Source organism: Streptomyces griseoluteus (genome assembly GCF_004784465.1).
GTDB classification, from domain to species: Bacteria; Actinomycetota; Actinomycetes; order Streptomycetales; family Streptomycetaceae; genus Streptomyces; species Streptomyces griseoluteus.
The window spans coordinates 266,497-283,645 of the sequence record NZ_SRRU01000009.1 but is presented as its reverse complement, the minus strand read 5'-3'; the positions used below and the strand labels follow the sequence as shown (position 1 = coordinate 283,645).

The following is a 17,149-nucleotide window of genomic DNA, read 5'->3' as shown; positions in this document are numbered from 1 at the left end:
CTCGTTGTACGGGGATCGAGCAGCTGCTGGCTCACCTTGCGCGAGGCCCCGGTCGTCACCGTCACAGGACGTCCGAGGGAGGCTCAGGGCAGAGGGGGCGGGACGCGGAGTCCATCGCTCAGCCGAGCCTCGGACTCCTCAGCGCAGCCCGGATCGCTCCGCCCAGGAGCCTGAGCCCGCCGCCAGGTGTCTCCTGCCGGCCGTCCGGCGGGTAGTGGAGCGGGTCGGAGCCGGGGGATGGCGCTGACTGGTGGTGTGCGGGGGCGATGACGCCGACCAGGACGCCGGTGAGGTCGTCGGCGTCGCGCGCGAGCTCCCGGGCGACCGCGCCCTGAACGGCGACGACGACCGGGTCGTCAAAGGGGTGGACCCGCCCCTCGTCCCCCAGCGGCGCCGCCGGCGCGAAGGCCTCGGCCGTGCCATCGGTCAGCCGCACCGGCCCCCGCGCCCGGACGTCACAGGTCGTTTTCCGTGGACCTCCCGGTAGGGGAGGCCACCGTCGGCGGGGGCCGGCGAACCTTCGGCGCGACGGGAAGCCCTTACCAGCACCGTGCGTCTGAACTTTTTCGCACACTTGCTCACCGCGGTCGAAATAAAAGGCAGGAACGGACGTCTGGTCGCACATTCTTTGAACGCACTCCCCCGCTACCCCCGTACCAGAGGGAAAGGTGAGAGACAGGGCTTCAGCGAGGGATGACCATGGGCAAGGCGCACGTCTCCGCACACGGGTTGATCGCCGGGCGCTACCGGATCCTCGAGGTCGTCCACAGCGAGACGAACTGCGTCTGCTGGTACGGCGAGGACGTCGAGGCGGAGCGCCCCCGTCTGCTGACGCAGGTCGGTCTCCCGGAAGGTACCGACGAGGACACCGCCCGCCGCATCACCGCTCGCGTCCTGCGGAGGTCGGAGACCATGGGCCTGCTGCGGCCGGGCCGGGTCGCCACGGTCGTCGACGCGGTCACCGAGGCCGGCACGCTGTGGACGGTCACCGAGTGGATCGACGGCACGCCGCTGGGCGAACTCATCACCAAGAAGGGCGTGTTCTCGTACGTACGCACCGCCCGCATCGGGCTGGAACTGCTCGACGTACTGGAAGCCGCGCACGCCGAGGGCATCACCCACGGCGAGTTCAGCCCCGGCCAGGTGTTCCTGCGCGCGGAGGGCGGTGTCGTGGTGGCCGGTTACGGCTTGGTGGGCGCGACCCTGGCGCCGCGGCTCACCGCACCGTCGTACGCCTCCCCGGAGCAGGCCCGGGACGAGCGTGTCGGCCCGGCGACCGATCTGTGGGCGCTCGGCGCGGTCCTGTACACGATGGTCGAGGGCCGCCCACCGTTCCGCGACCGGGGCCTCTTCGAGGCCACGCTGAGGAGCGTGGACCGGCTGCCGTTACGCAACCCGCTGCGGGCCGGGCCGCTCGCCCAGGCCGTGCAGGGTCTGCTCCGCAAGGACGCGCGGGAGCGGCTCTCCGCCCCCGTGGTCCGTGACGCGCTCGCCCGCGCCCTCAGGGAGGATCCCGGCACGGTCGGCGCGGCGCCGCCAAGGCCCCGGTTGCGCGGCGTCTGCACCGCGGCCCGGCACGCGGGCCGGTCCTGGAGCCGGCGCACCCTGGCCGCGGGCACGGCCATGGCCGTCGTCACCATCGGTCTCGCCGTCCTGGCCGCGACGCACCGGCTGCCCGGCACCGGCTCCGGGGGCTCCTCCGCCGCCGGCACGGCGAACCGGCCTCCCGCCTCCGTCACCGCCTCACCGCCGGGCGGGAGCGCTGGGGGCGGTCCGTCGCGGCCGTCCGCGACCGCCACGCCGCCGGCTCTGCCGTCCGGCTACCACCTGTACCGGGCCCCGGAGGGGTTCTCCGTCGCCCTTCCCGCGGACTGGTCGCGGCTGCGCACCACGCGGGTGCCGGGTCCGGCCTACCGCGTGACGTTCGGCGCGAGCGGTGACGCGCGCTCCCTCGCGGTCACCTACAGCGAGCGCGTCGGGCCGGACCCGGTCGCCGTGTGGCGGGACGAGGTCGAGCCCGGCCTGAAGCGGACGGGCGGGTACCGGCGGGTCGGTGAGATCCGGGCGACGACGTACCAGGGACGCAGAGCCGCCGACATGGACTGGCTCTCCGGGACGGGTGAGGACCGGGTGCGCACCTTCGGCCGCGGCTTGCTCCTCGGTGGGCGGCGCAGCTTCTCCCTGCGGTGGACGACCCCGGCCGCCGACTTCGGCGCGGCGGTGAACCGCAAGGCACTGGAGGTGTTCCTCACGACGTTCCGGCCAGGGCTGCGCTGATCCGCCATGTTCGGCTGCTTCCGGTGGGTCGCCTGCGACCATTGCTTTCCGTGGCTGCGCTCTCAGGGGCCGCGCGCCGTGTGCGGGGCGGAAGCCGGATGAACTGACTCCTCACCCGTTTGCGGACCGGGAAAGCGCAGGGCACACATCCGGGGGGCGGACTGAGAACCCACACCGACGGGCATAAAGCCGCAGGTGGGGCTGGCTGTGAAGGCGCGGGAAGGCCGCGCGGGCACCGGATGCCGCGCACCCGGCATCCGGCACGGGCGGGGCGGGGTGGAGGTGACCGCCACGCGCGTGGGTCAAACTGAGACCCCGGCCCGATTCCGGCGGGCCGGGGCTTCACAGTATGGGCTCGGCTACGGCCTAGTAGTCGTCGTGGTGACGCTTGACCACCCGGAAGCTGGCCACCACACCCTTGTCGATGTCGAGGCCCTCGACGCAGCCCGGCTTCACGCCGTAGCTGGAGCTGTGCGGGCCGACGGTGGCGATGGGAGCGCCGTTGTCGCAGACGGCCCCGCGGAAGACCTCGACACCCTTGCGGGTTTCGTTGCGGATGTTCAGGCTCTTCGCGCCCAGGCCGCTGACCACGGTGATGCAGTCACCGGGGTGGGCGGAGTAGGACCGCTCGTTGATCTGGATGCGGCCCTTGTAGTCGCCCTTGCCCTCGTTGTCGTCGTCGTCCCGGTCGTTGCCCTTGCCCTCGTTCCCCTCGTTGCCCTTGCTGTTGTTGCCCTCGTTGCCCTTGCTGTTCCCGCCCTGCCCACTGCCGCCGGTTGCGGCGGCAACGGCGGCAACGGCGGCCGGGGCCTCCTGGGGCGCCGAAGCGGAAGCGGCCGAGGCGTACGTGATACCGGTCGCGGCCAAAGCCGCGGCAGCCGACACAGCAGTGGTGATCACGGTCGTACGAAGCTTCATCTCACGATCTCCTGTCGCACTGAGGGGCGCCGGCCCGTCGGACCGGCTCGTGGATGAACCTACCTACAGCCGACATGACCGGCATATCGGAAGTTGGGGACGCAGCTCCGAACAGGGTATTCTCGGGTTATTTGCCATGAACTGACGAGACATCAAATAAGGTAGTCAAAAAGCTGATTGACATACTATTAGGCTTTCCGGGTGACATTCTGATGCCTCCTCACTCCCGTGATTACGGCGCGTCGCTGCGGACCCGATGAACTGAGCCGTGCTAGGCAGGGCCGCGCCGGGGCCCGCCGACGGGCCGCACAGACCGGCAGGAGATCGGGCAGGTGCGCCGCGGGCGGCCGTCCGGCGGCTGTGCGGATCTGTGGGTCGGCGGGCGGGTTTGCGGTGTGCGGCGCCGTCTTCGGTGCCGCAGGACGTCCGCTGTCCGTCGCCCAGCGGTTCCTGCATGCGGGAGGGTGACGGCCTCGATGAATGCCTCACTGGCCATGCGAATCCGCATACGCCCGCTGGGTGACTCGTGCAGATGCCTCTGTAGGTCCTCCGGCCGGACCGAGCCGCCCAAGCCCAGCCCGATAAATGGCCGGGTCAGGCGGCCTCGTGGCGGGCCGGCGATGTCCTGGCTCGAAGAATCGGGTCGTGGCGCAGGCGTAGGAAGGTGACGAGCAGAGCGAGCGCCTGCACCACGGCGCACGCCCCGATGAGCCCGTCCAGGTACGGCGGCGGAGTGAGGGCGAGCAACACGCCCGCGACGGGGAAGGGCAGCAGCAGGAACAGGACGGTCAGGGACAGGGTCGTGCCGAAGGCCGCAGGTGGGATGACCTGTGAACGCAGGGTGCGCAGGACGACGGTAAGTCCTCCGTCGGCGGCCATGAAGAGGGCCACGAGGGTCACGTAGCCGGGGTAGGAGAGGGCCTGCGGCACGGCAAGGCAGGCGGCAGCCGCGACGGATGCGCTGATGACACCGATCCCCCACAGGCCGAGCCGGTCAAGGCCCGCCCGGCAGCAGGCGACCACGGCCAAGGTGAGAACAGCGGCGATGGACCAGAGCGCGCCGGCGGCGGCCGGGGAGCGGCCAAAGCGGTCCTCCACGAGGACGGGGCTGGCCGATTGCAGCAGTCCGAGCATGAGGTTGGAGCAGGCCAGCCCGGCCACCAGCCGTCGCAGGGACGGCAGCGAGCGCAGGGTCTGCCACCCTTCCCGCAGGCCGCCGCCCGGCGCCGGTCCACCGTGACGTGCGGCACGCAGAGGGGTGGGCGGTGTCTGCAGCGCGAGTGCGGCGGACACGAAAGACAGCACGCTCAGGCACGCCAGCATGAGAGTCGGGCCGGTGAGCAGCAGAAGGCCGCCCAGAGCCGGGCCGATGACGGTGGCTGTCTGGTCGATGCCGATCAGCACCGACTGCACCTTGTGGGCCTGCCTGTCGGTGCGGCGGCTGACGATGGCGCCGACCGCCTCGTTGGCGATGAAGCTGAACTGTGTCAGCGCCCCCGTCACGGCGGCCAGTGCCATGACGGTGACGGTCTCGACCGTACCCGGCGGCAGTGCGATCAGTGCGGCAGCGGCGCCCGCCACCAGCAGGGCGCGGGCGAACGAGGCGAGGAAGGACACGATCGCCGCGCCACTGCGGTCCACCAGGGCGCCCGCGAAGCCGAACGCGGCCACCCGAGGTATCCACTCCAGTGCGAAGGCCAGGCCCGTCAGAGACGCGGAGCCGGTGGTGGCCAGCACGACGAGAGGCATGGCGTAGGTCGACATGGAGTAGGCGAGGCCATCGCAGACGCGTGGTGCGTAGATCTGCCGGAACAGGCTGCCTGTGGGGACGGCAGCGTGCCGGCCGGCCGGCTGGGCCTCGTGCGAGGGGACGGTCAAGGCGTGGGGGCTTTCACTGGGCGGGCGTGGACGGACGGCTGGGGCGTCGTCCGCTGCTCACGCTGAGGAGAGCGTCGACGTCACAGTCCCCCCAACCATGGGCACGGCATAACGGTGCGCTGCGAGGTCAACACGGGCGGGCCCCCACCTGGGGGGCGTAAACGAGCCCGCACCTGTCTTGGCATCGCCCGCAACTCCCTTGGAATGCAAGCAGCGTGATCCGTCAGGAGTCACTGTGTTCAGCGCCTTCCGGGATGTGCGCGTTACGGGTGGCGGAACACCTTCACAAGATCACCACTGAACCGGAATCCCCTACTTCACATGTGGTCGCATGCTGGGTGCGCAAGCCTCCCAACGGGCGGCCAAGTCATAGTGGTGACCCACCCACCGGCCGGTCAGCACCGTCAGACCGCGCGACCACGGGACGGCCGCTAGCGCTAAGAGCGCACGACCAGGCGCGGGGAGCGATGGGTGCGCCAGGCGCCGGCCGGGCCGGTGGCGGCGACGTCGCCGGGCAGTGTGCGCCGCTTTGCACACGTTCGACGGCCACCATGGCGGCCGGCAGTCGGCATGTCTCTGCGCCCGCGCTGGGCCGTCGGGGGTCGACGGGCGGTGCCGCGCAGCTCCCGGACGACCCATTGGCTGGTGCGCCGCCTGAGTCGCCGAGGCGTCCGCATCTCCGAGGTAGCGGGGGGCGGGCGGAGGCTTCGCGAGGAGGAGGGGACGCCCGGTCGGCACGCCGGGGCATGTCCGGCTCCCGCGCGCGCGGGCGACAGACGTGTGCAGCGGCCCCGCAGACAGGAGGAGCAGGGTTCCACTGCTGGGCCTGCGGGGCCGGTGCATGACTCACCTACCCTGCGGTGCGTCCGATACGCCCGATCCCTCCCAACTGCTCGTACAGGCGGGTCCCTTACGCGAGTGGGGCCCGGCCGTATTCGGCCGGACCCCATCACCTCGCGTGTGGCGCGTTCCTCGCGCCTGGTGTGTGTTCTGTCGTCTACCAGCGGTACCAGCGACCCTTGCGGCCGCCGAGGTCCGCGGCGCGGACGACGAAGCCCAGCAGACATACGACGAGCACGGTGTAGGCCGTGCCATTCGACTGCGAGGAGCATCGGTCTCGGGGTTGCAGTTGCCGTTGCGGCAGCTTCTACCGTCCTGGACAGGGCCGGAGAGACCGGCCCGGCGACACATGTGCGAGGGAGACGGTGATGGACTGGCCGATCGCGGAGGTCGCACGGATGTCCGGCGTGACCGCCCGAACCCTGCGGCACTACGACGAGATCGGCCTGCTCCCGCCCGCCCGGATCGGAACCAACGGCCACCGCTACTACAGGGAGCTCCAGCTGCTGCGGCTGCAGCAGATCCTCGTCCTTCGGGCCCTGGGCCTGGGGCTGCCCGAGATCGGCCGGATCCTGGCCGAACAGGTCGACGAGTTGGAAGCCCTGCGCGGCCACCACCGGCGGCTGCTCGCCGAACGCGACCGCCTCGACGCCCTGGCCGGCACCGTCTCGCGCACGATCGCCGAACTGGAACAGTCCAGGAAGGACGGCAGAGCCATGACCATCAACCGACCGGAGAACCTGTTCGAGGGCGTGACGCCTGCCCAGTACCAGGAGACCCTGCGCGACTTCCCCGAGCACGCCCAGGCGGTGGCCCGCCGGGTCGCCGGGATGAGCCGCACGACGTCGAGGCCGGGCAGCGCGAGCGCACGGCACAGATGGTCCGGCTGGCCGAGCTCATGGCCGCTGGACACCGTGTCGACGCCGAGCCGGTGCAGTCCGAGATCGACGCCCAGTACCGGACCCTGACCGCGCTCCGCACCGTGACCGTCGACGAGTACCGGGCCATGGGTCGCTCCTGCGTGGACAACGACGCCTGGCGCGCCGCGTACGAAGCGATCGCCCCGGGTCTGGCTGCGTACCAGCGCGATGCCATCGAGGTTTACGCCACCACCCGGCTGAGCTGAACACACACAGCAACGGGTCCCGGCGTGCGTTCACTGCGGGCCGGGCACGGCGCTCCGCAGCCTGCACCGAAAAAGCGGCAGTCCCGGCCGGCATGCCGGCCGGGACTGCCGCGAAAGGGTCGTGATCGTGAAGGGCGGTCGCCTACGCGGCGAAAGGCTCTGCAGGGCTTCAGCCGAACGATCGTCCCTGCAGGCAATAAATGAGGCCCGGGGACACTGTCCCCTTCACCATCACGCCCTGTTCAACCACACCGACCCGGCGGGCATTCCCGATGCGGCAGGAGATATCGCGCGGCCCAGCACGACTCATGCGCGCCACCTCTTATAGCGACGTCGGCTGCGAGCGCAGCAGCCGGCTTCTTGCCTGCGCGGCCGAAGCGGGCAGGCCAGAGGCTTCCCCCGAGCACCCTCATCGGGTCGATGACGTTCGTCGCCTTCGGCGGCTCCTCCCCGCCCCTGAGGCCCTTGGCCCTTGGCCTTGACCAGCCCCTCCCAGAACCGTCGATACGGTACGGCTCCGGATGCGCTACGGGTGCAGGACGATCTTTCCCACGTGCGCCCTGCGGGCGAGTTCGTCCTGCGCCTGAGCAGCCTGATCCAGTGGGAACCTCGCCGCGACAACGGGCTGGATCTCCCCCTGACGCGCAAGGTCCATGAGGAGGTCGAAGTGCGTGGGTGTGTGCATCGCGGAGCCGATGATCTGCGCATTGTGCAGGTAGAGACGGCGCGCATCAAAGGTCACGGTGTAGCCGCCGAGTGCGCCGGCGATGACCCACCGGCCGCCCTCGCGCAGTAGCGGCAGCCCCTCGCTCAGCAGATCCCCGGCGACGACGTCGAGTGCGACATCGATGCCGTCCGGGGCGGCAGCGCGGATCTGCTCGGCAACGTCTCGTGCGCGGTCGACGACTTCGTGCGCGCCGGCCTCGCGTACCGCATCGATCTTGGATTCGCTGCTGATGGCGAGCACCCGCGCGCCGCGCGCACGGGCGATCTGCACCAGCGCGATGCCGACACCGCCGGAGGCTCCGGAAACCATGACGGTCTCTCCCTCCTGCAGCCGGCCCCGCTCGATCATGCCCAGCGCCGTGCCGTAGGCGGTCGGCAACGTCGCGAGCTGCTCGTCCGAGAGCGGGGAGGTTGTCACGTCATGTACACGCTCCGCCGACGCGGTCACGTACTCGGCGTAACCGCCGTCGCGTTCGCTCCCCATCAGGCCCACGGGGTTCGCATCCGGTCCCTCGGCGTCGTAGATGGCGGGGTCGACGACCACTCGGCGACCGACGAGGCACTGGTCCACGTCGCCGCCGACCGCCACGACCCGGCCGGCCACGTCGGCGCCCTGGGTGCGCGGGAAGGCGACGGGGCCTCGCCAGCCCGACAGTGCTTCCGGGTCTCCGGGGCGGCCATAGGCGCCCTCCCGGGTCCACAGGTCGGTGTTGTTCAGCGCCGCCGCGCTGACCTGGACCAGTACCTCTCCGGCCTGCGGAGTGGGCACGGCCACTTCCGTCACCTCGAGAACCTCCGGACCTCCGTGCTCTGCGATCCGCACCGCGCGCATGGTCTCGGGCACGCCCATCACATGAACCTCCTCCAAGGTATACTGATCTGTGAACATAGGCTCCGCTACACCGATCAGTGAAGGGCGTCCGGTGCAGGAAGCGCGGACCATGACACCGGCCGGCCGCCGCATCGTCGCGGCGGCCGAGGAACTGTTCTACAACCGCGGCATCACAGCGGTCGGCGTGGATCTGATCGCGGAGCAGTCAGGCGTGACCAAGCGAACCCTGTACAACCAGTTCGGTTCGAAGGACCGCCTCGTGGCGACCTACCTGGCGGAACGTGACCAGCGCTGGCGGTCACTGGTCCGCTCCACCGTCGACAGGTGCGAGCGGCGCGTCGAGGCCGTCACCGCACCCTTCGACGCGCTGCGGACCTGGAGCAAGACCAATACCCGCGGGTGTGCGTTCATCAACGCGCTGGCCGAACTCCCCGACCCGTCACATCCCGCGCACCGCATCGCCGCGAACCAGAAGCTCTGGCTGCTGAACCTGTTCAAGGAGCTCGCCGTCGCAGCCGACTGCTCGGACCCCGCCACCCTCGCCACCCAACTCTTCGTGCTGCACGAAGGCGCTCTCGCCACCCAGCCGCTCCCGATCGACACTCTCTCGGAAACCGCCGACCTGGCACGAGCCCTGGTGCGAGCCAGTGAACACCCCCGCCGGTAAGACGGCGTCAGCCGAAGTCGAGCGCCTGCTGTCCGGTCAACGGTCCGCGTAGGATCACCACTCGAGGGGTGGTGGGCGTGTTCATGAGGAACGACCGATGGTTCTTGGCGATCGCTGCGGCGCTGCTGCTGGCCGGCTGTGGCGGTGGCACGCAGATCGACACCGGGAACGGCAAGGCGGTGGCCCTCACAAAGGAACAAGTACAAAAGACGTTGCCGGATGGCGGGGCCATGACGGGCTGGAAGGCTTCCACCCGACCCTCGGCCGTAAAGATGGACAAGCTCTACCGTTCAGCGGCCTGCCCCATCAAAGACAACGCGGGCTGCGAGAACTCCCGCTTCTACGGCACCTCGGCCTTCCGACGCGACGACAGCACCGCCGTGGCCACCTTCCTGATCGTCGCCTACGACAGCGAACGGGCCGCCGGCGAGGCGTACGACGTGCTCTGGAACTACTACGGCAAGAGGACGGGACAGCGGGCCAGGACCTTCAGCCTCGGCCCGGTCGGTGAGAAACGCGACGCCCGGATCGGCGCCTTCGGCTTCCACGGCGAGCCCGGCACCATCACCCAGGCCCGGGTCGGCACGACACTGCTGTGGACGATGACGGATTCAACGAACAAGGACAAAAAAGACGCCGTCACCGAGGACAGTGCCCGGGACCTGGCCACGGTGCTCGCCGAACGGGCCCGCCAAGCCCAGAACGGTGACACGCCTTCCGCCACACTCTGACCGCCCCACGGGGGCGACCGGCACCGCCTCGTGAAGAAGCCGCGGGGCTTTTCCGGACGGCAGGCTACCGATGGCGCCGGTCAGGGCAGCGTCCAGAACCGGACCGTGACGAGGTAGAAGACGACGACCCAGAAGGCCATCGCCACCGCGACGATACCGAGACCACGGAGCTTGGCCCTGGCCGGTTCGTCCCGTGCCGGCCGCAGCCATCGCCCGAGCAACGGGTTCACGTAGTAGGGCATGGTCAGGAAGCTCATGAGGAAACTCGACAGCAGGTTGCCCACGAGCAGGCCGATCCAGAGCGGCATGTGCAGCGGGGACAGAGCAAGCGTCAGCAGCACGACAGTCGGGTACAGGCCGACCCAGACCGCGAGGGAGGTCCTGGTCTCGGAGGGTGGCGGCGGTGCCTCCTTGCCGTTGCCCTCGAAGGCGAACCAACTGCCGAACGAGTTGTCGATCGTATGCAGGTGGAAGTCGCTGAACTTCTCGCCCTCGGCCAGGATCCTCTGCCGTTGGGGCGACGTCAGCCACGCGTCGAGGTGTTCCGCGCTGTCGTAGCGGTACAGCGTGGTCCATTCCTCCTGAAGCCCCTCGATGGGGCGGAAGAGCTCGGTCCCGCGAAACCCCTCGAACTTGCTCTCCTCCTGGACCATGTCGTGCTGCCAGGCGAGGAAGTCGTCGACCTGGTTCGGCGAGACGCGGTGAGTGACCACCACGGTGACCAGCGGATCCAGTGACTGGGTGCCGCTGCTGACCACCTGCTGGGTCGCTGGACCGTCGAAGTACTTGGCGCCCACGTCGAGATACGTCTGCCTGGTCGCGCTGTTGATCCACGCCTGCAGATGTGACACCGAGTCGAACCGGTACACGACGACCCAGTCGGACTGCAGCGCCGTCGGCGGGGAGACCTCGGCGCCGAGGAAACCGGGGTAGTAGGCGGCCGCGGCGTTGAGATCCTCCTGCCATGACTCGAACTCCCGCTCCATGCCGGGCAGGACCTTCTGGCCGATGATCGCCGTCGCCACAGCGGCTACGTTCTTGTCGGTGTTCATGGTGGTTCAACCCGTCGCCACCGACTGCTCCGCGGAGAGTCGGCCGTAAATGCGTTCCGGAGTCAGCGGCAGCGCACGGTAGCGGACACCCGTGGCGTCATGTACCGCGTTCGCGAGCGCGGGAGCCACCGGATTGATGCAGCACTCCGCCATCCCCTTCGCCCGCAGGGGCCCGGCCGAATCCGCCGAGCCCACCAGGAGGACCTCGGTACGGGGGCAGTCCGCATAGGTGGGGATGCGGTAGTTCCGGAGGTTCGGGTTGACCATGACGCCGTTGCCGTCGACCTGATGGTTCTCGGTCAGCGCGAAGCCGATTCCCTGGGCGACACCGCCCTCCACCTGTCCCCGGACCTGCGCCGGGTTGATGATCACCCCGGCGTCGGCCGCCTGCACGCTGAACAGGATCCGTATCTCACCCGTCACACGGTGCACCGCGACCCGGAACCCCTGCGTGTTGGAGGTGACACTGCGGGGTGAGCCGTATGCCTTGCGGGCGGCGGTGAAGCGGATTCCACGCCTCCGGGCCAGCGCGACAAGTCCGGCCAGCGACACCCGCCGGTCCCCGCAGACGACACCGTCGTCGTCCATCGTGCACATCACGACATGGATGTCCGTGTACGCGGCGGCGAATTGCAGAATGCGGTCGCGCACGGCATTGGCCGCTCGCAGGACCGCGTTGCCCGCCACGAAGAGGCCCGCGCTGGCGAAGGCACCGGTGTCGAATCCCGTGCGGTCGGTGTCGGACTGCACCAGACGGATCCGTGACGGTGTCGTACCCAGCTGGTTGGCTGCGATCTGGACATGGGCCGTGGAGGTTCCCTCCCCGAACTCGGGGGTTCCGACGGCCAGTTCGTAGATGAGATCGTCGCCCAGCGTGACCCATGCCTCGGAGAGGTGGTCCGTCGGGGGCGCGGTCTCGTGCAGGGAACTGGCCACGCCGGCTCCGACGAGCCACTCGGGGCCGGGGGGCGGCTGGTCGGCCGTACGAGCCAGGGCGTCGCCCACCAGGTCGATGCACCGGCCGAGGCCGTCCTCCGTGAAGATCACGTCGTCGGGGCCCTCGTGCATCGCGAGCAGGGGCTCACCCGGCCGCACGATGTTGCGCCGGCGCAGTTCGAGCGGGTCGATGTGCAGGGCGCGGGCCAGTTCGTCCATCGCCGACTCCACGGCGAAGGCCGGCTGCGTCATGCCGTAACCGCGCAGCGCCCCGCTCGGCACGGTGTTCGTGTAGACGGAGTACGCGTCGTACTTCTTGTTGGGGCAGCGGTAGATCATGACGGCGGCTCCGCCCGCGTACAGCGTTTCGCCGCCGTGGTTCCCGTAGGCACCGGTGTTCGACACGTTGCGTACCTGGAAGGCGGTGAGCGTTCCGTCGGCCTTCGCGCCGAGCTTGACCGTCAGGCTCATCGGATGCCGCGGCGAGGCCGTGGTGAACTCCTCCTCACGGGTGTACTCGAAACAGGTGGGCCGTCCGGTGTCCAGGGTGGCCAGCGCGACCAGGTCCTCCGCGATCACCTCCTGCTTGCCGCCGAATCCGCCGCCGACGCGCTTGCAGAACACCCTCACCTGGTCCGGGCGCAGCGCGAACAGGTACTCCAGCTTGACTTTCGCGATCGACGGTGACTGGGAACTGGTGCGGACGTTCAGTCGACCGTCCTCCATCCAGGCGATCGAACCGTGGGTCTCCAGATGTGCGTGCTGCACCCGCGGGGAGGAGTACGTGCCTTCGTGGATCACGTCCGCCGCGGCGAACCCCGCGTCGACGTCACCGATGTGCGAGTGGAGTTCGACCAGGATGTTGTGGCCGGGGTCGCGGACGAACGGATCGTGCGAGCCGTGCAGCTGGGGTGCGCCGTCGGCCATCGCCGCCTCCGGGTCGAACACCGCCGGCAGTTCCTCGTACTCGACCGCGAGACGCCGGCAGCCCTCCTCCGCCGCCCCGATCGTGTCGGCCAGGACCGCGGCGACGCGCTGACCGGCGAAGCGGACCGTGTCGTCGAGGATGTAGGTGTCGTCCGGGTCGACCAGGTGGTCGGTGTGGATCGCCGTGGTGAAGCGTCTGCGGGGTACGTCTTCCCAGGTGTAGACCCGATGCACGCCGGGCACCGCGAGGGCGGCGCTCTTGTCGATCGAGAGGATCCGGGCGTGGGCGTGGGGCGAGTGCAGCACCTTGAGGTGCAGCATGCCGTCGATCCGCGTGTCCATGGTGAACTTGGCGTGACCGGTCACCACGTCATGGCCCGCGGGCGCGCCGACGCTCCTCCCGACAGCCTTGCCCGGTGCTGCCGTCTCCACCGCACTGACGCCCTTCACGGCGTCCTCGATCGCCCGGTAGCCGGTACAGCGGCAGAGGTTCCCCTTCAACGCCCGTGGCAGATCCGCCTTCTGATCCTCGGTGAAGGTCGCCGACGTCATGATCATCCCTGCGGTGCAGAAACCGCACTGGAACCCCGGGGCGTCCTCGAACTGCCGCTGCATGGGATGCGGGGCGCCTGGTCGCCCGAGGCCCTCGATCGTGGTCACCTCACGGCCGTTCGCACGGAAGGCGGGGGTGATGCAGCTGTGTACCGGTACGCCGTCCAGCCACACCGTGCAGGCGCCGCAGTCGCCCGCGTCACACCCCTTCTTGACGCCGAAGTGGCCGAGTGCACGCAGGAACGTGCGCAGACACTGGCCCGGGGCCGGTTCCCGGTCGAATCTCCGGCCGTTCACGATGTAGGTCATGGCAGGTCCCCAGCCATGAGTTCGCGGCGGATCTCTTCGGCGAAGTGCCGTGACAGGTGCAGACGGTGGTCGGGGGTCCCGTTGGGATCGGCGAACCAGACGTCGGCGGGCACGGCGTCGATGCGCTGCCGCAGGGTTCGGGCATCGGGCAGTGACACGAAGGCGGTGCGGAGCGGCCGTGTGGTGCCGGCGGTGACGGTGAGCAGCAGGTCGTTCGCTCCCGGACGTTGCGTGCCGACGAGGAACACCGTCGAGCGGCCGAGCCGGGTGAGCGTGAAGCGACGGTGCGCGGTGCGTTTGCGCAGCGCGTACTCCGGAATGGTGATGCGCCGGAGGATCTCCCCGGGGGCGAGAATGTTGCGGTGGTCGCCCGTGACGAAATCGAGGGCGTCGACGAAGCGTACGGAGCCGTCGGGCGCCCAGAGCTCGTACCGCGCCTCGAGCGCGACCGTCAACGTGATCATCGGGCCGGCGGGCAAGGACATGCAGATGTTTCCGCCGACGGTCGCCGCGTTCCAGACCTTGAACGAGGACAGGAATGCCTCGCAGCTCTTCCGGAAGAGAATTCCGGCGGTCCAGGTCTCCGGCCACGGAAAGGTGTAGAGGTCGCGGATGGTGCAGGTGGCGCTGATCTCCAGACCCTCGTCCGTCGGAACAAGAGGCTCCCAGCGCAACGCCGTGAGGTCGATCAGCCGTCGCAGGTCCGGCTGTTCGGTGGAATAGAGCCATGTTCCGCCTGCGAGCCAGGCGTCGCCCTCATGCCAGTCCATGCCTGGCTGCTCGGACGGCTGCCGGATTACTTCGGTGATGGTGTTGAGGTCCATGAACCGACCTACGGGAGAACGGGCCTACGGGAAGGCAACCGTCCCCTGGGGCTGTTGGCATGGATTTCCCGCTGACCGAGCAGGTACCACCGTGCCGCACCGTCGGGCGGCCGAGCCGCGAGGGGACGGCGGGCGCCCACAGTTCAGCCTCAGTTTATCGCAGCATGCGGATGACGCCCGGCCAAGGACAGCTGAGAGTGACCGACACGCTCCGGAAAGTCACACCGAGGCTCTTGCGCCGCACTGACCCTGCAGGGAGGGGGCCGCCATCGAGGGCGCGACCGCCGGCGCCCCCCACGAAGCCGTGCCGGGCTCGGCCAGCCCGCGTCCCGGCTCCCTTTCCCGGCTGGTGCGACCGGCCGTGGCTGCATAGCGTGATCACATGACCACAGAAATGACCCGGCCCGCTCTCGACGACCGGCGGTGGAAAGCGCTCGGGGTCTGTCTGACCGCGGGATTCATCTCGCTGCTCGACGTCTCGATCGTGAACGTGGCGCTGCCTTCCATGGAGCGCGGGCTCGGTGCCTCCGAAGCCACCCAGTCCTGGGTGGTGTCCGGGTACGCCCTCGCTTTCGGGCTCGCGCTGGCACCGGCCGGACGACTGGGTGACCTGCGGGGCCGTCGCCAGGCGTTGTTGTTCGGACTCGCCGTGTTCACGGCCGCGTCGGTGGCGTGCGGCCTCGCCGCCGGCCCCACCTGGCTGGTGGTGTGCCGGCTGATCCAGGGTGCGGCCGCCGGTGTGGTCGCACCGCAGACCTCGGGGCTGATCCAGCAGATGTTCCAGGGTGCCGAGCGAGCCCGGGCGTTCGGCTTCCACGGCAGCGTCGTCGCCGTGTCCACCGCGGTGGGCCCGCTGGCGGGCGGACTGCTGATCCACGCGTTCGGCACGGCCGACGGATGGCGGTGGGTGTTCTTCGTCAACGTGCCGATCGGGGTGGCGGCCCTGGTCGCGGGGAACCGGCTGCTGCCCCGTCTCCCGGTGCCGGACGTCCGACGGGAGAAGTTCGACCCGTTCGGCGTACTGCTGCTCGGCGCGGGGGTACTCGCGCTGCTGCTGCCCCTGGTGCAGGAGCAGCAGTGGCAGGGCCGGGCGAAGTGGCTGCTGATTCCGGTGGCCGCAACGCTGCTCGGGGCCTTCTGGGTGTGGGAGAGGGCCCGGGGACGCCTCGGAAAGGCACCGCTGGTCGACCTCGGGCTGTTCTCCCTGCGCTCCTTCACGCTCGGCGCTCTGATCAGCCTCATGTTCTTCGCCGGGCTGACCACCATCTTCTTCGTCCTGTCACTGTTCCTGCAGAACACCGCGGGATACAGCGCGCTCGCCGCGGGTGTGACGATCCTGCCCTTCGCGGCCGCCTCGGCGGTCGGCGCGGCCATCGGGGGACGGCTGGTGATGCGCTACGGCCGCGGCCTGGTCGTCATCGGCCTGAGCGGGGTCGCTCTCGGATTGCTCGGGGTCGTCGTCGCCGTTCAGCTCGTGCCCGGCGACGGCGTGGGCTGGGCCATGGCGCTGCCGCTGGTCGTCGGGGGAATCGGGTCCGGACTCACGGTCTCGCCCAACACGACCCTCACGCTCACGCTCGTGCCGGTACGACGTGCCGGTGCGGCGGGCGGGGTGCTGCAGACCGGGCAGCGCATCGGATCGGCCGCCGGTATCGCCGTGGTCGGTTCCGTCTATTTCGCGCACGTCGCCAACCACGGCCGCTCCACGACAGCCCTTCAGCTGGGGTTGCTCACCGCCACGGCGATCATCCTCGTCGCCCTGGTCCTGGCGGTGGCCGACCTGCGCCAGCGCCGGGCGCATCCGGGGCGCGACGGCCTCGCGGCGGCCGTGCCGCGGGGCCTCGGGGAGAGCGGGGCCGGCGAGAAGGCGGGTCGCGGAGCCTGAGGCCGGGCGGGGACCGCAGAAGTGCGCCGCCCAGCCGCCCCGGGGAGAGGCGCCCCGGCCCAGGAGAATTGCCCGTCGAAGAAGCGCCCGTCGAAGAAGGAACCTGCCCCCCGAGTCGTCAGTCCCGTGCAGGCACCCTCCGGCTCCCGGAGCCGAGAGGGGCGCCGCGCGTCAACTCTTCGACGTGCAAGGCCGCCGGTGCGTTTCGAACAGAACCATCGAAATCTTCAACGCGGTCGAAATGGTCAAGGCCTGCATGAAGGGCATACCCATGAGCCACAGTGCCACCATCATGGCGGTGAGGACCAGGAACACCGGCAGCAGCATGGTGTCCTTCACGGCGGAACGCAGTGCGCCTGCGAGCGTTCGGGGTTGATCCGCCGTATCGATCGCGCTGACGCGGATCTCTTCTTCGTCCAGCTGAGGCATTCTGGTTCCTTCCCGCGTTGTCGTTTCCGCTAGCGAGCCTAGGTACGGCCGGATCGGGCTGCCACCGCTGCTACTCCGACATCACCGGCACACAACTGATGATGAGAACCCGGAGGCACGCGGGCGGCGTCCGCGGCGAACCCGCGCGTCGGCCGTGCGGCTCGGTGGGAGGAGCCGCACGGCCGATGTCCGTCCGAGCGCCGAGCGGGCCGGGCAGCGTCCCTCCGCGGCACTCGCGCA

General features: G+C 69.8%; 11 protein-coding genes and 3 pseudogenes. 5 read left to right on the top strand and 9 right to left on the bottom strand.

The features are described 5' to 3' along the window. Positions 1-268: 268 nt before the first annotated feature. Positions 269-436 (bottom strand): annotated as a pseudogene (locus E5082_RS24680) (threonine/serine dehydratase); the annotation flags it as partial. A gap of 257 nt (positions 437-693) precedes the next feature. Between E5082_RS24680 and E5082_RS24675 the strand changes: the two are divergent. Then, complete coding sequence (locus E5082_RS24675) at positions 694-2,277, top strand: serine/threonine protein kinase (RefSeq protein ID WP_135793447.1); 1,584 nt, start codon at positions 694-696, stop codon at positions 2,275-2,277. A gap of 366 nt (positions 2,278-2,643) precedes the next feature. On the opposite strand, the gene E5082_RS24670 is transcribed toward E5082_RS24675, so the two are convergent. The 3 genes and pseudogenes from E5082_RS24670 to E5082_RS33050 form a co-directional block, all read right to left on the bottom strand. Further along, complete coding sequence (locus E5082_RS24670; RefSeq protein WP_135793446.1) at positions 2,644-3,195, bottom strand: hypothetical protein; 552 nt, start codon at positions 3,193-3,195, stop codon at positions 2,644-2,646. Between the two features lie 594 nt (positions 3,196-3,789). Beyond that, on the bottom strand, positions 3,790-5,073 hold the full coding sequence (locus tag E5082_RS24665; protein WP_135793445.1) for an MFS transporter: 1,284 nt from the start codon (positions 5,071-5,073) through the stop codon (positions 3,790-3,792). A gap of 997 nt (positions 5,074-6,070) precedes the next feature. Continuing rightward, a pseudogene (locus E5082_RS33050) lies at positions 6,071-6,160 on the bottom strand (hydrophobic protein); the annotation flags it as partial. A 121-nt stretch (positions 6,161-6,281) separates the two neighbouring features. Here E5082_RS33050 and E5082_RS24655 point away from each other — a divergent pair. Beyond that, a pseudogene (locus E5082_RS24655) lies at positions 6,282-7,039 on the top strand (MerR family transcriptional regulator). A gap of 526 nt (positions 7,040-7,565) precedes the next feature. Here the strand turns inward: E5082_RS24655 and E5082_RS24650 are convergent. After that, entirely contained in the window at positions 7,566-8,615 is a 1,050-nt protein-coding gene (locus E5082_RS24650) for a zinc-binding dehydrogenase (RefSeq protein ID WP_135793444.1), read from the bottom strand. Between the two features lie 91 nt (positions 8,616-8,706). On the opposite strand from E5082_RS24650, the gene E5082_RS24645 reads away from it, so the two are divergent. Together E5082_RS24645 and E5082_RS24640 are read left to right on the top strand one after the other, a co-directional pair. Then, positions 8,707-9,264, top strand: coding sequence for a TetR/AcrR family transcriptional regulator (locus E5082_RS24645; protein ID WP_135793443.1), 558 nt, complete (start codon positions 8,707-8,709; stop codon positions 9,262-9,264). A 104-nt stretch (positions 9,265-9,368) separates the two neighbouring features. After that, a complete protein-coding gene (locus E5082_RS24640; RefSeq protein ID WP_229918737.1) occupies positions 9,369-9,995 on the top strand; it encodes a hypothetical protein in 627 nt (208 codons plus the stop codon). An 80-nt stretch (positions 9,996-10,075) separates the two neighbouring features. On the opposite strand, the gene E5082_RS24635 is transcribed toward E5082_RS24640, so the two are convergent. From E5082_RS24635 to E5082_RS24625, 3 genes are read right to left on the bottom strand one after another with little or no spacing between them, the layout of a single operon-like run. After that, positions 10,076-11,047 carry an antibiotic biosynthesis monooxygenase gene (locus E5082_RS24635; protein ID WP_135793442.1) on the bottom strand — a complete coding sequence of 324 codons (972 nt, stop codon included), beginning with the start codon at positions 11,045-11,047 and terminating at the stop codon, positions 10,076-10,078. A 6-nt stretch (positions 11,048-11,053) separates the two neighbouring features. Beyond that, entirely contained in the window at positions 11,054-13,771 is a 2,718-nt protein-coding gene (locus tag E5082_RS24630) for a molybdopterin-dependent oxidoreductase (protein ID WP_135793441.1), read from the bottom strand. Further along, entirely contained in the window at positions 13,768-14,595 is an 828-nt protein-coding gene (locus tag E5082_RS24625; protein ID WP_135793440.1) for an FAD binding domain-containing protein, read from the bottom strand. Before E5082_RS24625 ends, E5082_RS24630 begins: the two co-directional genes overlap by 4 nt. 382 nt (positions 14,596-14,977) lie before the next feature. Here E5082_RS24625 and E5082_RS24620 point away from each other — a divergent pair, with 382 nt between their 5' ends. Then, positions 14,978-16,480: an MFS transporter gene (locus E5082_RS24620; RefSeq protein ID WP_135793439.1), complete on the top strand. Its 1,503-nt coding sequence runs from the start codon at positions 14,978-14,980 to the stop codon at positions 16,478-16,480. Positions 16,481-16,651: 171 nt separating this feature from the next. On the opposite strand, the gene E5082_RS24615 is transcribed toward E5082_RS24620, so the two are convergent. After that, positions 16,652-16,909 carry a hypothetical protein gene (locus E5082_RS24615; RefSeq protein WP_135793438.1) on the bottom strand — a complete coding sequence of 86 codons (258 nt, stop codon included), beginning with the start codon at positions 16,907-16,909 and terminating at the stop codon, positions 16,652-16,654. Between the last annotated feature and the right edge of the window lie 240 nt (positions 16,910-17,149).

Coding starts and splice junctions, on each gene's coding strand:
- E5082_RS24625 (WP_135793440.1), bottom strand. CDS start 14,595: ATGGACCTCAACACCATCACCGAAGTAATCCGGCAGCCGTCCGAGCAG.
- E5082_RS24675 (WP_135793447.1), top strand. CDS start 694: ATGACCATGGGCAAGGCGCACGTCTCCGCACACGGGTTGATCGCCGGG.
- E5082_RS24630 (WP_135793441.1), bottom strand. CDS start 13,771: ATGACCTACATCGTGAACGGCCGGAGATTCGACCGGGAACCGGCCCCG.
- E5082_RS24670 (WP_135793446.1), bottom strand. CDS start 3,195: ATGAAGCTTCGTACGACCGTGATCACCACTGCTGTGTCGGCTGCCGCG.
- E5082_RS24620 (WP_135793439.1), top strand. CDS start 14,978: ATGACCACAGAAATGACCCGGCCCGCTCTCGACGACCGGCGGTGGAAA.
- E5082_RS24650 (WP_135793444.1), bottom strand. CDS start 8,615: ATGGGCGTGCCCGAGACCATGCGCGCGGTGCGGATCGCAGAGCACGGA.
- E5082_RS24635 (WP_135793442.1), bottom strand. CDS start 11,047: ATGAACACCGACAAGAACGTAGCCGCTGTGGCGACGGCGATCATCGGC.
- E5082_RS24615 (WP_135793438.1), bottom strand. CDS start 16,909: ATGCCTCAGCTGGACGAAGAAGAGATCCGCGTCAGCGCGATCGATACG.
- E5082_RS24645 (WP_135793443.1), top strand. CDS start 8,707: ATGACACCGGCCGGCCGCCGCATCGTCGCGGCGGCCGAGGAACTGTTC.